Source organism: Solwaraspora sp. WMMA2101 (genome assembly GCF_049179175.1).
Lineage (GTDB): Bacteria > Actinomycetota > Actinomycetes > Mycobacteriales > Micromonosporaceae > Micromonospora_E.
The window spans coordinates 5,862,231-5,879,648 of sequence record NZ_JBMHMA010000006.1 but is presented as its reverse complement, the minus strand read 5'-3'; the positions used below and the strand labels follow the sequence as shown (position 1 = coordinate 5,879,648).

Here is a 17,418-nt window from a genome sequence, read left to right as displayed (position 1 = left end):
CCTTACCACCCGACGATGCCAGCCGACGGCGACGAGTGTGGCGACCGCCACAGCAACGGCGACGGCCGGACGGGGCGGATCACCCGGCTCCCCCGCCACCGGGTCACGGCTGCACCTAGGATCGGTTCATGGCCCGGTTCGCACAGATGGAACGTCAAGCCCTTGCCGACCTGTTCCTCACCGTCGGTCCGGACGCACCGACGATCAACGAGGGCTGGACCACCCGCGACCTCGCGGCACACCTGGTGGTGCGGGAGCGCCGGCCCGACGCCGGGCCCGGGATCTGGCTGCCGGTGCTGCGCAGCTACAGCGAACGGGTCCGCACCGAGTACGCCCGCCGGCCCTTCCCGGAGCTGGTCGCGCTGGTCCGGCAGCCGCCGGTGTGGAGTCCACTGAGCAACCCGCTCACCGACGAACTCGCCAACCTCATGGAATTCTTCATCCACCACGAGGACGTCCGCCGCGCCGTACCCGACTGGACCCCCCGGGACGTCCCGCCCGGCGAGCAGGCAGCGCTGTGGAAGCGGGTCGCCGCGCTGAGCCGGCTGCACCTGCGCCGGTTCACCGGGGCGGTCCGGGTCGTCGCCGACGGCTACGGCGAGGTGAGCACCGGCGGCGGTGGCGAGCCGGTGCTGATCAGCGCCCCACCCGGCGAGCTCGTGCTGTTCCTGACCGGTCGGCAACGGGTCGCCCGGGTCCAGGTCGACTGCCCCGCGGTGCTCGAAGAACGATTGCGTAACGCCGGGTTCGGCTTCTGAGGACGGCACTCGCCGCCACGGGCGCGGACCGCGATGATGATCACGCTGGTGCGCCACCCCTCCCCTTGGCGCCCGGCCGGAGGTCACATGCCCGCGTTCGCGCCGACATCGGTGGTGGCGCCGCCGTTCCGTCCCCGGACGAACCCGCATCTGCCGACCCTCGCCGCGCAGTCGATCCAGTGGGCCCAGCGGTTCGCGCTGACCGCCAACGCCTCCATCGCGGCCCGGCTGGGTCAGGCCAACGCGGCCGAGCTGGCGGCCCGCGCCGCACCCGGTGCCGAGCTGACTCACGCCCAACTGCTCAGTGACCTGATCACCTGGCTGTTCGCACTGGACGACGTCTGCGACGAAGACGGCGGCGGTGCCGACCCGTGCCGGATCTCGCCCCTGATCAGTCCACTGATGCAGGTGCTGGAGCGGTACGGCGTACCGGCCGCCGGGTCGGCGACTGACCAGGAACCGCTGGCGGCGGCGCTGGCCGACCTGTGTCACCGGGTCCGCCGGCTGCGCCGGCCCGGGGCCCTGTTGCGCTTCACCGCTTCGCTGCACCACTACCTCTTCGCACTGCTCTGGGAAGCCAGCAACCGCCAGCAGGGTCGGGTGCCGGCGGTGGCCGAGTACATCCAGATGCGCCGGCACACCGGCGCCGTACTGCCCAGTTTCGCGCTCACCGACCTCGCGGAAAACGGACTGCCGCATTCCCGTCACCGGGTTGACCCACGGCTCGCGGAATTGAACACTGTCGCGGCCGATCTGGTCTGCTGGTGCAACGACCTGTTCTCCTACGCCAAGGAGCACCACCAGGATCCACACAACCTGGCTGTCGTCATCGCGCACGAGACCGGCCGGGGCGCGGCGGCGGGGCTGGCCGAGGCCAGCACCCGGTTCACCGACAGCCTGGCGCTCTATCTGCGGCTGGAGGCGGAGGTGCTGATCGACGCGCCGCCGGCGGTGGAGCGCCTCGTCGCCGCCCGGCGGCACTGGATCCGGGGCACCTACGACTGGTCGGTCAACTCGCACCGCTACCGGTGAGCGGGCCGGACGCGGCGGCGCGGGCCGGACGCGCCGGCGACGCGCCGGGAGCCGGGCGTCAGTCGTCCAGTTCCCAGGTGACCTGCGGACGACCGGCGGCACAGACCACGGTCACCTCGTACTCGCCGGCCGCGCCGACGAAGCTCACCTCGGCGTCGTCGTCGGGACCACGGTCCACATCGCTCGCGGTGTAACCCTGTGCCGGCGCCCAGGAGACCAGGCGGGCCAACGCGCCGTCGCAGGCGACGACCACGGTGCCGCCGGGGGTCGCCGCGACCTGCGCCTCGGCGGTGTCGCTCGGCGACGGCGACGGCGGGTCAGGGCTGGTCGCCGGACCGGCCGGCGGGCCGGTCGGTGCCGGAGTCGGCGGCACGGTGGCCGATGCCGAGGGCGTCGGCGAGGCGGCCGCGAGCTGGCGGGCGATCTCCTGCTGATCGAGCACCTCACCGGCCGGGCCACCGGTCAGCCCCTCACCGACCACCCGCAACGCGGCCAGTCCGATCATGGTGGCCGCACCGACGGCGAGGCACCAGCCGGCGACGGCGAGCAGCACACGACGGGTCACCTCGCTGACTATGCCCGCCGGTGGGTTAACGGCAGCGCCGGGGGACCCTAAAGAACCGTTAACGGGTGCCGCCACCAGCGCCGGCGCCAGGTAGCGTGCCTGTCGTGGCCCGGCTGCTGGTGATCGAGGACGACCTGGCGATCCGTACCCCGCTGATCCGGGCCCTACGCGACCGCGGCCACGCCGTCGCGGCCGCGCACACCGCGATGGCCGGCCTGACGCACGCCCTCGACGACCGGCCCGACCTGGTCGTGCTCGACCTCGGCCTGCCCGACCTGGACGGGTTGGAGATGCTGCGGATGCTGCGGGCCGTCAGCCGGGTCCCGGTGATCATCGCCACCGCCCGCGACGACGAGGCCGAGATCGTCCGGGGGCTCGACGCCGGTGCCGACGACTACGTCGTCAAGCCGTTCACCGCCGCCCAGCTCGACGCCCGGGTGCGGGCCGTGCTGCGCCGGGGCGCCGGCGAGTCGGAGGAACCTGCGGTGCACGTCGGTGAGCTGCGCATCGACGTACGGTCCCGACAGGCCAGCCTGGCCGGCGCGACGCTGGAACTGACCCCGCGCGAATTCGACCTGCTGCACTACCTGGCGGCCCGCGCCGGACAGGTGGTCTCCAAGCGGGAGCTGATGACCGAGGTCTGGCAGGTGCCCTACGGCGGCGCCGACAAGACCGTCGACGTCCACCTGTCCTGGCTGCGCCGCAAACTCGGTGAGACCGCCGGCGCGCCCCGCTACCTGCACACCGTGCGCGGCGTCGGGGTACGCCTGGACGCCCCGGACGGCGTCGGGTGAGACGCCGGCTCACCCTGCTGGTCGCCGCCACCACGACCCTGGTGCTGGTGGCCTTCCTGGTGCCGCTGGCGCTGCTGCTGCGCACCGTGGCGCAGGACCGGGCGATCATCGCCGCCAGCGCCGACGTGCAGTCGATCGTCTCGCTCGTCGGCACCGCCGACGTCGCCACCCTGCGGCTGACCGTCGAGCAGCTGGCCGCCACCGCCGACCGGCCGGTCACCGTCTACCTGCCCGACGGCACGGTCCTCGGTGACCAGGTGCCGGCGACGCCGGCGGTCCGGCTGGCCGGCACCGGCCGCAGCCTCACCGCAGCCGACGCCCAGGGCCGCGAGATCCTGGTCGCGGTGCAGGGCCGCCCCGACGGTACGGCGGTGATCCGTACCTTCGTCTCCGCCGCCGAGCTGGACCGGGGGGTCGGCCGGGCCTGGGCCGTGCTGGCCGGGCTCGGCCTGGGCCTGATCCTGGTCGGGGTCCTCGTCGCCGACCGGCTGGCCCGCCGGTTGGTCGCGCCGATCACCGAGCTGTCCGCCGTGTCGCACCGGTTGGCCGGTGCCGAACTGTCGGCCCGGGCGCAGCCCGGTGGCCCTCCCGAGCTACGGGAGGTGGCCGGGGCGTTGAACCACCTGGCCGGGCGGATCCAGGAGCTGCTGCGCGACGAACGCGAACGCGTCGCCGACCTGTCGCACCGGCTCCGTACGCCGCTGACCGCGCTGCGGTTGGAGGCCGAGTCGCTGCCCGACCCGGCGGAGGCGGCCCGGGTCACCGCCGCGGTGGACTCACTCGAACGGGCCGTCACCGGGCTGATCCAGCAGGCCCGCCGACGCAGCGCCGCTCCGGCCGGGCCGGGCGGACGGCCTGCGGTCGCCGACGCCGCCGTGGTGGTCCGCGACCGGGTCGAGTTCTGGTCGGTGCTGGCCGAGGACACCGGGCGTACCGTCCGACTCGACCTGGCCAGCGGCCCGCTGCCGGTCGCCGCCGACGCGGAGGAGCTGGCCGCTGCGGTGGACGCCCTGCTCGGCAACGTCTTCGCGCACACCCCGGACGGCACGGGGTTCGCGGTCACCCTGGCCGTGTCCGATGACGGCGCGGTGCTCACCGTCGCCGACGCCGGCCCGGGTCTGCCCGAGGGGCTGGCCCGGCGCGGGGTGTCGCAGGCCGGATCGACCGGACTGGGCCTGGACATCGCCGCCCGGGTGGCCCGGGCCAGCGGCGGCCGGCTGGCGGTGGCGGACGGGTCGCCGGGCGCGGTGGTGACGCTGCGACTGGGCCGGCCACGGTCCTGACCGGCGCGGGCCGATGGTCTTAACCCGTCCTTAGTGCTCGCACAGCGCGACGCTATCCGGCGGTGGACGAACCTTGCTGTCAACGACGACAACAGGAGGTACGAGATGGCTCGCAGGTCAGTGATCGTAATGGCCGGAGTGGGTGCGGTGGCCGCACTGGCGGTGGCCGGTACGGCGGTCGGCGCGGCCGCCCAGAACGTGACCGGTTCGGCCCGCGCGGTCAGCGCCACCAGCGGCACCGGTCCGGCCACGGCACCGCAACCGGCCGCCACCGACACCCCGACCGCCCCGACCGCATCCGGTGCCGCCGGCGCCACCGAGGTGGTCGGGGTCGAGCAGGCGAAGCGGATCGCGCTGGCGCACGTCGGGGAGGGCCGGGTCACCGAGATCGAGCGGGACCGGGAGCACGGCCGGCCGGTCTGGGAGGTCGAGGTCAGGGCCGAGCGCGTCGAGTGGGACCTGGACATCGACCGGGAGACCGGCGAGATCCTCGACGTCGACCGCGACGACGATGACGATGACGATGACCGGGACGACGACGACCGGCGTGACCGGGACGACCGACGCGACGACTGACCGGTCGGCGCGCCCGGACAGGGTGCGGCCCCCGGGCGCTGGGGGTTCCCGGGGGCCGCGCGCTCTGCTCAGTTCGTCGGGTCGGTCGAACTGGTCACGAAGGTCAGTTGACCACGAAGAGCAGGCGGTTCGGAGAGCCGCTGCCCGCGCTGGTCACCACACCGGTGGTGGCGTTGCTCACCAGCGAGCTGGTGACCTGGGCCGGGCTGTAGGACGGGTTGGCGGCGAGCACCAGGGCGGCGGCGCCGGCCGCGTGCGGCGCGGCCATCGAGGTGCCGCTGATGGTGTTGGTCGCGCTGTTGCTGTTGTACCAGGGCGCGGTGATCGACGAACCCGGCGCGAAGATGTCCAGGCAGCTGCCGTAGTTGGAGTAGGACGCGCGCGCGTCGGTGCTGGTGGTGGCGCCGACGGTGATCGCGTTGGCGACCCGGGCCGGCGAGTAGCTGCAGGCGTTGCGGTTGGAGTTGCCGGCCGCCACCGCGTAGCTGACGCCGGAGGAGATCGAGTTGGCCACCGCGCTGTCCAGCGTGCTGCTGGCGCCGCCGCCGAGGCTCATGTTGGCCACGGCCGGCTTGCGGGCGTTGGAGGTGACCCAGTTGACCCCGGCGATGACGCCGGCGGTGGTGCCGCTGCCGGAGCAGTTGAGCACCCGGACGGCGACCAGGCGCACGCCCTTGGCAACGCCGTACGCGCTGCCGCCCACGGTGCCCGCGACGTGGGTGCCGTGGCCGTTGCAGTCCTCGGAGGTGCCGCCGAAGGCGTCGTAGCCGCGGCTGGCCCGCCCACCGAAGTCGTTGTGGGTGGTCCGGATGCCGGTGTCGATGATGTACGCGGTGACGTTGGTGGCCGTGCTGGGGTACGTGTAGGCGCTGTTCAACGGGCGGTTGCGCTGGTCGATGCGGTCCAGACCCCAGGACGGCGGGTTGGTCTGGGTGGCGGCGATCGACACGACGTGGTTCTGCTCGACGTACGCCACCGAGGAGTGGGCGGCCAGTCGGCGGGCCTGCGACGCGGTGAGGGTGGCCTCGAAGCCGTTGACGGCGGCACCGAACACCCGCTCGACGGATCCGCCGTACTGGCCGGCGAGGCTGCCGGCCCGGTCGGCGACGGCGGCGGTGCGTGCCGAGGTCGCCTTCGCCGCGACGGCGGAGTCCTTGAGCACCACGATGTAGCTGTCCGCGACCGCGGTGGCGCCACCGGCGAGCTGGATGTCGCCAGCGGGCGCGGCGGCGGCCGGGTTGCCGATCAGCGCGGTGGCGACCGCGGCGGCACAGCCGGTCAGCAGCAGCCGTCGGCTGTGTGTACGGAGAACGGTCATCCCTGTCCCTTCCTCAATCCGGACACCCGCGTCGGCTTGTGGCCGTCGGTCACGGGTGGACGATCGGGATATCGATCGATGGGATCGTATGCGGGGATAGTGGTCAGCCTTCTATACCGTTATGGCCATACCGTCGACGTCCGGTCGGCCGATGCCCGGGCACGACCGGTGGATGGCGGGGCGGGAACCGCAGCGTGCGGCCCAGCGGGACTAGCCGAAGGGCCGCCGTGGCACTACTGTTCGGTAACACGGAATTAACGTGACGGCGCTCACTATCACATATGCGGAGGCGACGCACCCGATGGCTCTCCACGTACCATATCGGTCGATTCCCGACATGTTCCTGCAGCGGGTCGCCGCGACCCCCGACAAGAACGCATTTGCCTCGCCCGCTGCGGGCGACTCGGGTCTGACCTGGTTGACCTGGAGTCAGGTCGCCGCGCGGACCAAGGCGATCGCCGCAGGCCTGTACGGCCTCGGTGTCGGCAACGAGGACCGGGTGGCCATCCTGGCCGGCACCCGGCTCGAGTGGGTGCTCGCCGACCTGGGGATCATGTGCGCCGCCGGGGCGACCACCACGGTCTACCCGACCACCGAACCGGCCGACGCCACCTTCATCATCGGCGACTCGGGATCCAAGGTCCTCATCGCCGAGAACCCCACCCAGGCCGGCAAGATCACCGGTGCCGAGCTGCCCGCGCTGACCCATGTGGTGCTGATGGACGGCGAGCCCGACCCGGCCGCGGCCGTCCCCCAGCTGACCCTGGCGCAGCTGGAGGAACGCGGCGCCCGGGCGCTGGCCGACGAACCCGGGCTGATCGAGCGGATCGCCACCACGATCGAGCCGGAGCACCTGGCCACCCTGATCTACACCTCCGGCACCACCGGCCGCCCCAAGGGCGTCGAACTGCTGCACCGGGGCTGGTGCTGGGAGGCGGTGGCCCAGGCCGACCTGGGCATCATGAACCCCGACGACCTGCAGTACCTCTGGCTGCCGCTGTCGCACTCGTTCGGCAAGACCCTGCTCTGCAGCATCATCCACGTCGGACTTCCCACCTACGTGGACGGCCGGGTGGACAAGCTGGTCGAGATGCTGGCGGTGGTCCGCCCCACGCTGATGTGCGCCGCCCCCCGGATCTTCGAGAAGGTCTACAACAAGGCGGTCACCACCGCCCACGACGCCGGCGGCGCCAAGGCCAGGATCTTCAACTGGGCGGTCGGCGTCGGCCGGCAGCGGGTCGCCCTGCAGCAGGCCGGCACACCGGTGCCGGGCGGGCTGAAGCTCAAGTACGCGATCGCCGAGAAACTGGTGTTCAGCAAGCTCCAGGCCCGCCTCGGCGGGCACATCCGGGTGCTGGTCTCCGGCTCCGCGCCGCTGAGCCCGGACATCGCCGAGTTCTTCGCCGCCGCGAACCTGCCGATCTGCGAAGGGTACGGGTTGACCGAGGCGAGCGCCGCGAACTTCGTCAACCGACCGGTCCAGATCAAGATCGGTACGGTCGGCCAGCCGCTCGGTGACCTGGAGTGCCGCATCGACGACGATGGCGAGGTCCTGCTACGCGGCGCGCCGGTGATGCGCGGCTACCACAACCTGCCGCAGGAGACGACCGAGGCGTTCACCGAAGGCGGCTACTTCCGCACCGGCGACATCGGCGTGCTCGACGACGGCGGCTTCCTCACCATCACCGACCGCAAGAAGGACCTGGTCAAGACCTCCGGCGGCAAGTACGTCGCGCCGTCGCACATCGAGGGGCTGTTCAAGGCCACCTGCCCGTACACCTCGCAGGCGGTGGTGATCGGCCAGGCCCGCAACTACTGCACCATGCTGGTCACCCTGGACCCGGACGCCATCGCCGGCTGGGCCGCCGGTGGCCCGCTGGCCGGCCGGCCGTACGCCGAGATCGTCGCCTCGCCGCAGGCGCACGCGCTCGTCGAGGGGTACGTGGCCGAACTCAACAGCAAGCTGAACCGCTGGGAAACCATCAAGAAGTTCACTATCCTCAATCGGGACCTGACCATCGAGGACGGCGAGATGACGCCGTCACTCAAGATCAAACGCCGGATCGTGGAGAGCAACTTCGCCGCGGAGATCGACCGGATGTACGCCGGTCAACTCGCCGAGATCTGACCGTGGGGTCGGGCACCAGCCGCCGTCAGGCGATCATGGCGGGTTCCCGCCACTGGCGGCGGCTGGTGCGGTCAAGGTCGTAACGCACCGCGGCGATCCGGCGGACCGCGTCGGTCAGCACCGGCACCGGCAAGGTGAACGGTAGCCGCAGGAACCGCTCGAGGGTGCCGTCGATGCCGAACCGGGGGCCCGGCGCCAGCCGGACCCCGGCCTCCTCGGCGGCCCGCGCCAGGGCGCTGGAGATCGGACCGTCCAGCTCCGCCCAGAGGGTCACCCCGCCGTGCGGCACGGTGACCCGCCACTCCGGCAGCGCCGTGCCCAGCTCGGCCAGCAGCGCGTCCCGCTGCGCGGTCAGTTGCGCCAGCCGGGCCGGCACGATCTGGTCGGCGGCGGCCAGCAGATGCACCCCGACCAGCTGGTCGAGCACCGGCCCGGCCATGTCGACCCCGACCCGCAGGGCCGCGAGCCGCTGCACCAGCGGCGCCGAGGCCCGCACCCACCCGATCCGCAGGCCGCCCCAGTACGGCTTGCTCATCCCACCGATGGAGATCACCCGGGAGTGCCGGTCGAAGACCGCGGTCGGCGGCGGGACCACGGTGCCGTCCAACGGAAGGTCTACGAACGACTCGTCCACCACCAGATCGGTGCCGCTGGCGTGGGCCGCCGCGACCACCCGCTCCCGCAGCTCGGTCGTCATCAGGTGACCGGTCGGGTTCTGGAACTCCGGGATCAGGTAGGCCAGCCGGGGGCGTTCCTGCCGGATCGCGCCGAGCAGCAGGTCGGCGTCCCAGCCGCCGTCCGGGCCGGTGGCCAGCCCGTGGGTGGCGATCCGGGCCCGGCGGGCGGCCAACGCGGCGAGCGCATTCGGGTACGTCGGCGACTCCACCAGCGCCGGCGCACCGGCCGGCAGCAGCAGGCGCAGCACCAGGTCGAGCGCGTGCTGGGTGCCACCGGTCACCATGATCTGCTCGGCGCTGGTGGGCAGGCCGCGCCGGGTGTAGCCCTGGGCGATCGCCGCCCGCAGCTCGGCGAGCCCGGTCGGAAAGTAGCCGGCGTGCTGCAGGTAGCGGGGCAGATCCTCGGCGGCGGCCCGGGCCGCCGGGACCAGCTCGGGCGGCGCGGCCAACGCCGCGTACCCCAGGTCGATCATGTCCAGGTCGGTCTCGGCGGTCCACAACCCGGTGCTGGCGACCTGATGGCCGCTGGGCAGCGTGGTCCAGCTACCGGCCCCCCGGCGGCTGGTCAGGTGCCCGCTCTCGCGCAGACTGCGGTACGCGGCGGTGACCGTGGTCCGGCTGACCCGCAGCGCTTCGGCGAGCTCCCGCTCGGCCGGCAGCCGCACCCCGAGCGAGAGCCGCCCGTCGGCGAGCAGACCGCGGACCGCGCCGGCCAGGGCGGCGTAGTCCGGATTGCGGCGCCGGCCCGGCAGCGCATGCCAGTGCCCGAGCAGCCGCGCCAATTGGCTACCCCGAACGATCACTGCCATAGCCACCCACTCCTGATTGGCCCTAGGTATCCGCCGGATTGGCCACCAGAGTGGCATGCGTGATGAAAATTGGCAATGGGCGTGGCGCGGGCCGTCGGCTCCCCCGCCGACTCGGCCAGCTCTACCTCGGTCTGGTCCTGTACGGCGTCAGCATGGCGATGATGATCGAGTCCCGACTCGGACTGAACCCGTGGGACGTCCTGCACCAGGGCCTCGCCGGACAGACCGGGCTCAGCTTCGGCACCGTCACCGTGATCACCGGGGCGGTCGTGCTGCTGCTGTGGATCCCGCTGCGGCAACGCCCCGGCCTCGGCACCGTCAGCAACGTACTGGTCATCGGGATCGCGGTGGACGTCAGCCTGGCCCTGCTGCCCGGCCCGGCCGCGATCGCCGCGAGGGTGCCACTGCTGGTCAGCGGCATCGTGCTCAACGGCCTGGCCACCGGCCTGTACGTCGGCTCGCGGCTCGGCCCCGGCCCCCGCGACGGGCTGATGACCGGCTGGGTGGCCCGGCACCCCGGGCACTCGGTCCGACTGGTCCGTACGGTGATCGAGGTCGCCGTCCTCGGCGCCGGCTGGCTGCTGGGCGGCACCGTCGGGCTCGGCACCGTGCTCTACGCCGTCGCGATCGGACCACTGGTGCAGCTGTTCCTCCCGCTGTGCACGGTGGCACCGCGCGATGCCGACGGCCCACCGACCCCGTCGGTGCCGTCCGCCGACGACCCGCCGACGGCGGCGGAGCCGCTCAGTCCAGCGGCCGGTAGCCCACCCCGAGCTGATCGAGCCGGCGCAGGTGGACGGTGAGCCGGTCGCGGAACTCCGCCCACGTACCGGCCGGCACCACCCCGTCGACGTCCACCGCCACCGGCCCGGACCAGCCCACCTCGGCCAGCGCCGCCAGCCGCGGAAACGCCCGCCACAGCACCCGCTGCGGCGTCGGCAGGTACTCGCTCCACAACTGCCCCTGCACCCCGAGCACCTCGCCCGGCTGGAACCCGTACACCGTCTCCAGCGGCACCGTGCCCGCGATCGCCAGCGGCTCGGCCGGACCGTCGGACTCGGCCCAGTCGAAGTAGGTGTGGGTGTACGGCGCGGCGACCACCGGCAGCCCGGCCGCCCGGGCGGCGTCGATGCGGTCGGTGCCCCGCCAGGCGAAGACCGTCGCCCCGGCCGGGGCACCCCGGTCGAGCAGTTCGTCCCAGACCGCGATCCGCCGCCGGTGTCCGGCCAGGTGCGCGGCGAGCTGCCCGGTCCACCAGCCCTGCAGGTCGGCGACCCGGGGCAGCCCCAGCGCGGCGGCCCGGGCGGTCGCCGCCGGGCTGGCCGCCCACTCCGCGCTGGGCACCTCGTCGCCGCCGACGTGCACGTACTCGAACGGAAAGACGTCGACCACCTCGTCGAAGATGTCGCAGACGGCCGCCAGGGTGGCCGGTTCGAGGTTGAGCACGTGGGTGGAGATGCCCCAGGTGGTACGGACCGCCAGCTGGCGGGTGTGGTCGTTGCCGAACTCGGGATAGGCGGCGATCGCCGCCTGGGCGTGCCCGGGCAGGTCGATCTCCGGCATGATCCGGACACCGCGCCGGTGCGCGTACGCCACCAGGTCACGTAGGTCGGCCTGCCGGTACCAGCCGCCGTGCGGCACCCCGTCGGCGCGGCCGTCGCGGGCGTGGCCGGCCGGTGAGGCGGCCCGGTACCCGCCGACCTCGGTCAGCCGGGGGTAGCGACGCACCTCGAACCGCCAGCCCTGGTCGTCGGTCAGGTGCAGGTGCAGGGTGTTGAGCTTGTGCGCCGCCAGCAGATCGACGTAGCGGTAGAGGAACGGCAACGGATGGCACCAGCGGGCAACGTCCAGCAGGGAGCCTCGCCAGGCGTACGTCGGCACGTCGACGATCTCGACCGCCGGCAGTCGCCACGGCACCCCGCGTACCGGTGCGGCGGCGTACACCTGCTCGGGCAGCAACTGGCGCAGCGTCTGCACCGCCCAACGGAGCCCGACCTCGGTGGCGGCCTCCGCCCGTACCCCGGAGGGGTCGACGGTGAGCCGGTAGCCTTCCGCGCCGAGCTGCGCGGCGTCCACCGTCCGCATACTGATCATCCCGCCGGCACCGGCCGCCGGACCGTCCGGCAGCGGCAGACCGGTGGCCGGGGTGATCAGCTCCCGCAGCAGGTCAGCGATGCCGTCGGGGGCCTGTACGCCGGTCGACGCGGTGAGCGTGAAGTCTCCGGCCGAACGGACCAGCCGGGTAGGACGCGGCAACAACATGTCCACAGCCAAGCACAGGAGTACCGTCCGCGCGGCCGACACGGCATCATGGTCGGATGACGGACGAGGGGTGGGCGTGGTCCGACGCGTGGATCTTCGTCTCGCTGGTCATCGCGGGCAAGGTCGGCCGGCACCGGCGATCGCCGGACAGCCGCCGGCCGGAGGGCGTCCGTCTGGTCGACATACTGGCCACCGCAGAGCACCTCAACCAGGCGATCCCCACCCGCGAGGAGATCGAGACCGGCGTACGGCGACTGGTCGGCGCGGATCTCGTGTCGGTACGCGACGGCTGGTTCCAGGTCACCGCCGCCGGCGAACGCCTGTGGCGCGACCGGCCCCGCAGCGGGCTGACCACGACGGTGGACAGTGTGCACGGCGTACTGAACCGCCGGTACCCCACGACCGACGGTGACTGGCGCCTCGACGACCAGGACCACGCCGCAGCGATGGTCGAGTACACCGGGCGGTTCCTGCCGCCCGCGCCCCGACGGTCGGTGGAGAACCCGGCCACCGTCCATCCCGGACCAGGCTGACCCGGCGAGGGAACCGCCAGCGCGCCGGGTGGCCCAGGAACGTCAGCGCGCCGGGCGGCCCGGGAAGTCAGCGCACCGGGTGGCCGGCGGCGCGCAGCTCCTGCTTGACGGCTCCGATGGTCAGCTCACCGAAGTGGAAGACGCTGGCGGCGAGGACCGCGTCGGCGCCGGCCGCGACCGCCGGCGGGAAATGCCCGGTCGTGCCGGCCCCGCCGCTGGCGATCACCGGGATGTCGACCACCGCCCGGACCGCGGCGATCAGCTCGACGTCGAAGCCGCTCTTGGTGCCGTCGGCGTCCATCGAGTTCAGCAGGATCTCCCCGGCGCCCAGTTCGGCACCCCGCCGCGCCCAGGCCACCGCGTCGATGGCAGTGCCCCGCCGCCCGCCGTGGGTGGTGACCTCGAAGCCACTGGGCGTGTCACCGCTGGCCACCGTGGTCGCGCCGGCGCGCCGCACGTCCAGTGACAACACCAGCACCTGCCGACCGAACCGGTCGGCGATCTCCGCGATCAGCTCCGGTCGGGCGATCGCCGCCGTGTTGACGCCCACCTTGTCCGCACCCGCGCGCAGCAGCGTGTCCACGTTGGCCACGGACCGCACGCCGCCGCCGACAGTGAGCGGGATGAAGACCGACTCGGCGGTCCGGCGGACCACGTCGAGCATGGTCCCCCGGTCGTCGGAGGAGGCGGTCACGTCGAGGAAGGTCAACTCGTCGGCCCCGGCGGCGTCGTAGGCCGCCGCCAGCTCGACCGGGTCGCCGGCGTCGCGCAGATCGACGAAGTTGACCCCTTTGACCACCCGGCCGGCGTCGACGTCGAGGCAGGGGATCACCCGGACGGCGACGGTCACGACCGGCTGCCCGTGGCGTCGGCTTCCCGCAGGGTGGCGAGCGCCTCGGCGACGGTGAACGCACCGGCGTAGAGCGCCTTGCCGGCGATCACCCCTTCCACCCCGACCGGTTCCAACGTCGCCAACGCCCGCAGGTCGTCCAGGGTCGACACGCCACCGGAGGCGATCACCGGCGCGTCGGTGCGGGCACACACCTCCCGCAACAGGTCCAGGTTCGGTCCGCGCATGGTGCCGTCCTTGGTGATGTCGGTGACCACGTACCGGGCGGCACCCGCCTTGTCCAACCGCTCCAGGACCTCGAACAGGTCGCCACCGTCGCGGGTCCAGCCCCGGGCGGCGAGGGTACGGCCCCGTACGTCCAGCCCGATCGCCACCCGGTCGCCGTACTCGGCGACGACCCGGTCGCACCAGAGCGGATCCTCCAGCGCGGCGGTGCCGATGTTGACCCGCGCCGCGCCGGTGCCCAGGGCGGCGGCCAGCGACTCGTCGTCACGGATCCCGCCGGACAGCTCCACCGCCACGTCGATCTGCCGGACCACCTCGGCCAGCAGGTGGGCGTTGCTGCCCCGACCGAACGCGGCGTCCAGGTCCACCAGGTGGATCCACTGCGCCCCGTCACGCTGCCAGGCCAGCGCCGCCTCCAACGGGTCGCCGTAGGAGGTCTCACTACCGGCGGCGCCCTGGACCAGGCGGACCGCCTGGCCGTCGGCGACATCGACGGCGGGAAGCAGGGCAAGCGTCACGGAGATCTCCTCGAATGATGATGGAATCAGGTACGCCGGCCGAGGGCGATCACCACGGCGGCCGGCGCGACGAGCAGCAGTACGGCGATCAACAGCAGACGCAACGCCAGGTCCGGCACGGCCAGCCAGATCACGGCCAGCACCGCCACGGTGAGCACCGCGATCCCGGCCCGCTCGGCGCGGCTGCGCCGGATGAACAACCGTCCGGTACGGCCACCCGGCCGGCGCGGGGTGAGCCGCTGCAGCGCCGCCCGGCGACGCTGCCGACGCGAGGTACGGCGGACCTGCGCCGCCCGCTCCCGCTGTGCCTCGGCCAGCCGCTGCTCGCGGCGGCGGGCCCGTTCCTTACTCACCGGACACCCCGGGTGGGCCGTACTCACCGGACGGGCCGGCCGGCACCGACGTGAGCGTGGCCAGCCAGTTGCCCAGCAGGGTGGCTCCGGTCGCGGCGGACTTCTCCGGGTGGAACTGGGTCGCCGACAGCGGGCCCCGCTCGACCGCCGCCACGAACCGCCCCTCGTGGTCGGCCGTGGTGGACAGGGCACCCACCGCGTCGAGCGGGTCGGTGACCAGTGCCGCGTACGAGTGCACGAAGTAGAACCGGGCGTCGTCGGGCAACCCGGCGAACAGCACGCTGCCGGCCGGCACCGCCACGGTGTTCCAACCCATGTGCGGCACCCGCTGGGCAGGCAGCCGGCGTACCCCGCCCGGCAGCAGACCGAGGCCCTTGGTGACCACGCCGTGCTCCTCCCCGTACTCGAAGAGGATCTGCATGCCCACACAGATGCCGAGCACCGGCCGACCGGCGGCGACCCGCCGGGCGATCACCGGGGCGGCCCCCAGGTCGTCGATGCCGGCCATGCAGGCGGCGTACGCGCCCACTCCCGGCACCACCAGGCCGTCGGCGGCCTCGGCGGCGGCCAGGTCGGCCGTCACCGTCACCTCGGCTCCGGCGGCGGCCAACGCCCGCTCGGCGGAGCGCAGGTTACCGGAGCCGTAGTCGAGCACCACGACACGCGGCGGACGCGGGGACATCAGTCACCTCCGGGAAGCAGCCAGAACACCCCGCCGGCGGCAGCCAGCACGGCGAGGACAGCCGCCAGGGCGACAGTACCCCGGCCGGCGCCCTGGCGGTGCAGCGACCAGGCACCACCGACGAGCACCCCGGCGAGCGCGAACAGCGCCACCGGCAGGAAGCTGCCCACGTTACAACGCGCCCTTGGTGCTGGGCACCGTCCCGGCGGTACGCGGGTCGATCGACACGGCCTCGCGCAGCGCCCGGGACACCGCCTTGAACTGCGTCTCGACGACGTGGTGGGCGTCCGGGTGCCCGCCGTCGCGGGCCGCCCGCAGCACCGACACATGCAAGGTGATCAGCGCGGAGTGGCCCAGCGACTCCCAGATGTGCCGGGTCATGCTGGTCGGGTAGACCGGCCCGATGTACGGCGCCAGCACCGGCTCGTCGTGCACCACGTACGGCCGGCCGGACAGGTCGACCGCCGCGCGGACCAGGACCTCGTCCATCGGGATGGTGGCCGAGCCGTACCGGCGGATGCCGGCCTTGTCGCCCAGCGCCTGACGCAGCGCCGTGCCCAGCGCGATGGCGGTGTCCTCCATCGTGTGGTGCGCGTCGATCTCCAGGTCGCCGACGGTCTGCACGGTCAGGTCGAAGCCGCCGTGCCGGGCGATCTGGTGCAGCATGTGGTCGTAGAAGCCGACCCCGGTGCTGATGTCGGCCGCACCGGTGCCGTCCAGGTCCAGCTCGACCAGTACCTTCGTCTCGGCCGTGGTGCGTTCCACCCGCGCGGTGCGGCTCATCGGGTCACTCCGTTCCCGGTCGTGGCGGCCAGGTCCCCCGCCGCCGTCAGGTCTGTGGTCGCGGCCAGGTCCCCCGCCGCTGTCAGGTCTGTGGTCGCGGCCAGATCGGTCATCGCGGTGAGGAAGGCGTCGGTCTCGGCCGGCGTGCCCGCCGTCACCCGCAACCAGCCGGTCAGCCCGACGTCGCGCACCAGCACGCCCCGCTCCAGCAGCGCCTGCCAGGCGTCACGCTGGTCACCACCGACGGAGAACAGCACGAAGTTGGCGTCGCTGTCGGCCACGGTCGACCCGAGCTGACGCAGCCGCGTGACGATCCGGTCCCGCTCCTGCTTGATCGCCGCGACGGTGCCGAGCAGCAGGTCCCGGTGCGCCAGCGCCGCCCGCGCCGCCGCCTGGGTCAGCGCCGACAGGTGGTACGGCAGCCGGACCAGCTGTACGGCGTCCACCACCGCCGGGTGCGCCGCCAGGTAGCCGAGCCGGCCACCGGCGAACCCGAACGCCTTGCTCATCGTCCGGGTCACCACCAGCCGGGGGTGCGCCGGCAGCAACTCCAGGGCGCTGCGGGTGCCGGGTCGGGCGAACTCGGCGTACGCCTCGTCCACCACCACCATGCCCGGCGCGGCCGCGAGCACCGCGTCCACCACCGCCGGGTCCAGCGCGGTGCCGGTCGGGTTGTTCGGCGAGCAGAGGAAGACCAGGTCCGGCTGGTGGGCGGCGACCTGCGCGGCGGCGTCGGCCGCAGTCAGCCCGAAGTCCGGGCCGCGCCGGCCGTCGACCCACCGGGTGCCGGTGCCCAGCGCCAGCAACGGGTGCATCGAGTACGCCGGGGTGAACCCGAGCGCCACCCGCCCGGCACCGGCGAACACCTGCAGCAGCTGCTGCTGGATCTCGTTGGACCCGTTGGCGGCCCACACCCCGGCGGCGCTCACCCCGTGGCCGAGGTAGTCGGCCAGCTCGCCGCGCAGCGCCACCGCGTCGCGGTCCGGGTAACGGTTCAGCTCCCGCAGCTGGGCCGTGACCGCCGTGCTGATCGCCTCGACCACCACGTCCGGCAGCGGGTAGGAGTTCTCGTTGGTGTTCAGCCGCACCGGTACGTCCAGCTGCGGGGCACCGTACGGGCTGCGGCCGCGCAGCTCGTCGCGGATCGGCAGATCGTCGAGGCTGACCGGGGCGCTCATGCCGACCCCTCCGGGCCGGCGGTGCCGGCCGTGGCCACGGTGGCCGTACCCGACGCCCCCGCGCCCGCCGTGGCCTGCCCTGCCGTCGTCGGAT

The 17,418-nt window shown here is 73.2% G+C and carries 18 protein-coding genes and 1 pseudogene; 8 read left to right on the top strand and 11 right to left on the bottom strand.

Annotation, left to right across the window (positions count from 1 at the left end; translation table 11 throughout):
* The first annotated feature begins 128 nt into the window (after positions 1-128).
* Together ACN28F_RS27795 and ACN28F_RS27790 are read left to right on the top strand one after the other, a co-directional pair.
* A complete protein-coding gene (locus ACN28F_RS27795; protein ID WP_289205404.1) occupies positions 129-758 on the top strand; it encodes a TIGR03085 family metal-binding protein in 630 nt (209 codons plus the stop codon).
* Between the two features lie 87 nt (positions 759-845).
* Positions 846-1,790 carry a bifunctional terpene synthase/polyprenyl synthetase family protein gene (locus tag ACN28F_RS27790; protein ID WP_289205403.1) on the top strand — a complete coding sequence of 315 codons (945 nt, stop codon included), beginning with the start codon at positions 846-848 and terminating at the stop codon, positions 1,788-1,790.
* Between the two features lie 58 nt (positions 1,791-1,848).
* On the opposite strand, the gene ACN28F_RS27785 is transcribed toward ACN28F_RS27790, so the two are convergent.
* Complete coding sequence (locus ACN28F_RS27785) at positions 1,849-2,355, bottom strand: septum formation initiator (RefSeq protein WP_289205402.1); 507 nt, start codon at positions 2,353-2,355, stop codon at positions 1,849-1,851.
* Positions 2,356-2,459: 104 nt separating this feature from the next.
* On the opposite strand from ACN28F_RS27785, the gene ACN28F_RS27780 reads away from it, so the two are divergent.
* From ACN28F_RS27780 to ACN28F_RS27770, 3 genes are all read left to right on the top strand, one after another.
* Positions 2,460-3,149: a response regulator transcription factor gene (locus tag ACN28F_RS27780; RefSeq protein ID WP_289205401.1), complete on the top strand. Its 690-nt coding sequence runs from the start codon at positions 2,460-2,462 to the stop codon at positions 3,147-3,149.
* On the top strand, positions 3,146-4,432 hold the full coding sequence (locus ACN28F_RS27775; protein WP_289205400.1) for a sensor histidine kinase: 1,287 nt from the start codon (positions 3,146-3,148) through the stop codon (positions 4,430-4,432). The genes ACN28F_RS27780 and ACN28F_RS27775 overlap by 4 nt, the downstream gene beginning before the upstream one ends.
* Before the next feature lie 147 nt (positions 4,433-4,579).
* On the top strand, positions 4,580-5,008 hold the full coding sequence (locus tag ACN28F_RS27770; protein WP_289205399.1) for a PepSY domain-containing protein: 429 nt from the start codon (positions 4,580-4,582) through the stop codon (positions 5,006-5,008).
* A 103-nt stretch (positions 5,009-5,111) separates the two neighbouring features.
* On the opposite strand, the gene ACN28F_RS27765 is transcribed toward ACN28F_RS27770, so the two are convergent.
* Positions 5,112-6,326, bottom strand: coding sequence for a S8 family peptidase (locus ACN28F_RS27765; RefSeq protein ID WP_289205398.1), 1,215 nt, complete (start codon positions 6,324-6,326; stop codon positions 5,112-5,114).
* Between the two features lie 301 nt (positions 6,327-6,627).
* On the opposite strand from ACN28F_RS27765, the gene ACN28F_RS27760 reads away from it, so the two are divergent.
* Complete coding sequence (locus ACN28F_RS27760) at positions 6,628-8,454, top strand: AMP-dependent synthetase/ligase (protein ID WP_421360413.1); 1,827 nt, start codon at positions 6,628-6,630, stop codon at positions 8,452-8,454.
* Between the two features lie 25 nt (positions 8,455-8,479).
* Here the strand turns inward: ACN28F_RS27760 and ACN28F_RS27755 are convergent, their stop codons facing one another.
* The gene (locus tag ACN28F_RS27755) at positions 8,480-9,940 is read right to left on the bottom strand and encodes a PLP-dependent aminotransferase family protein (protein WP_289205396.1); all 1,461 of its coding nucleotides are present in this window, start codon (positions 9,938-9,940) and stop codon (positions 8,480-8,482) included.
* Between the two features lie 59 nt (positions 9,941-9,999).
* On the opposite strand from ACN28F_RS27755, the gene ACN28F_RS27750 reads away from it, so the two are divergent.
* Complete coding sequence (locus ACN28F_RS27750; protein WP_421360411.1) at positions 10,000-10,743, top strand: YczE/YyaS/YitT family protein; 744 nt, start codon at positions 10,000-10,002, stop codon at positions 10,741-10,743.
* On the opposite strand, the gene ACN28F_RS27745 is transcribed toward ACN28F_RS27750, so the two are convergent.
* On the bottom strand, positions 10,685-12,202 hold the full coding sequence (locus ACN28F_RS27745; protein WP_421360409.1) for a beta-N-acetylhexosaminidase: 1,518 nt from the start codon (positions 12,200-12,202) through the stop codon (positions 10,685-10,687). The genes ACN28F_RS27750 and ACN28F_RS27745 overlap by 59 nt on opposite strands.
* A 56-nt stretch (positions 12,203-12,258) precedes the next feature.
* Here ACN28F_RS27745 and ACN28F_RS27740 point away from each other — a divergent pair, with 56 nt between their 5' ends.
* The gene (locus ACN28F_RS27740; RefSeq protein WP_289205393.1) at positions 12,259-12,735 is read left to right on the top strand and encodes a hypothetical protein; all 477 of its coding nucleotides are present in this window, start codon (positions 12,259-12,261) and stop codon (positions 12,733-12,735) included.
* A 67-nt stretch (positions 12,736-12,802) separates the two neighbouring features.
* On the opposite strand, the gene hisF is transcribed toward ACN28F_RS27740, so the two are convergent.
* The 7 genes and pseudogenes from hisF to ACN28F_RS27705 form a co-directional block, all read right to left on the bottom strand.
* A complete protein-coding gene (gene hisF / locus ACN28F_RS27735) occupies positions 12,803-13,585 on the bottom strand; it encodes an imidazole glycerol phosphate synthase subunit HisF (protein WP_421360407.1) in 783 nt (260 codons plus the stop codon).
* Positions 13,582-14,328 (bottom strand): bifunctional 1-(5-phosphoribosyl)-5-((5-phosphoribosylamino)methylideneamino)imidazole-4-carboxamide isomerase/phosphoribosylanthranilate isomerase PriA, encoded by a 747-nt coding sequence (priA, locus tag ACN28F_RS27730; RefSeq protein ID WP_421360405.1) that lies wholly within the window; start codon positions 14,326-14,328, stop codon positions 13,582-13,584. The genes hisF and priA overlap by 4 nt, the downstream gene beginning before the upstream one ends.
* Positions 14,329-14,354: 26 nt before the next feature.
* Positions 14,355-14,681 carry a hypothetical protein gene (locus ACN28F_RS27725; RefSeq protein ID WP_289205390.1) on the bottom strand — a complete coding sequence of 109 codons (327 nt, stop codon included), beginning with the start codon at positions 14,679-14,681 and terminating at the stop codon, positions 14,355-14,357.
* On the bottom strand, positions 14,674-15,363 hold the full coding sequence (gene hisH, locus ACN28F_RS27720) for an imidazole glycerol phosphate synthase subunit HisH (RefSeq protein WP_289205389.1): 690 nt from the start codon (positions 15,361-15,363) through the stop codon (positions 14,674-14,676). Before hisH ends, ACN28F_RS27725 begins: the two co-directional genes overlap by 8 nt.
* Positions 15,363-15,533, bottom strand: a complete 171-nt coding sequence (locus ACN28F_RS27715; protein ID WP_289205388.1) for a hypothetical protein — start codon at positions 15,531-15,533, stop codon at positions 15,363-15,365. Before ACN28F_RS27715 ends, hisH begins: the two co-directional genes overlap by 1 nt.
* Position 15,534: 1 nt before the next feature.
* A complete protein-coding gene (gene hisB / locus ACN28F_RS27710; protein WP_289205387.1) occupies positions 15,535-16,146 on the bottom strand; it encodes an imidazoleglycerol-phosphate dehydratase HisB in 612 nt (203 codons plus the stop codon).
* A 95-nt stretch (positions 16,147-16,241) separates the two neighbouring features.
* Positions 16,242-17,324: pseudogene (locus ACN28F_RS27705) on the bottom strand (histidinol-phosphate transaminase); the annotation flags it as partial.
* Positions 17,325-17,418 lie beyond the last annotated feature (94 nt).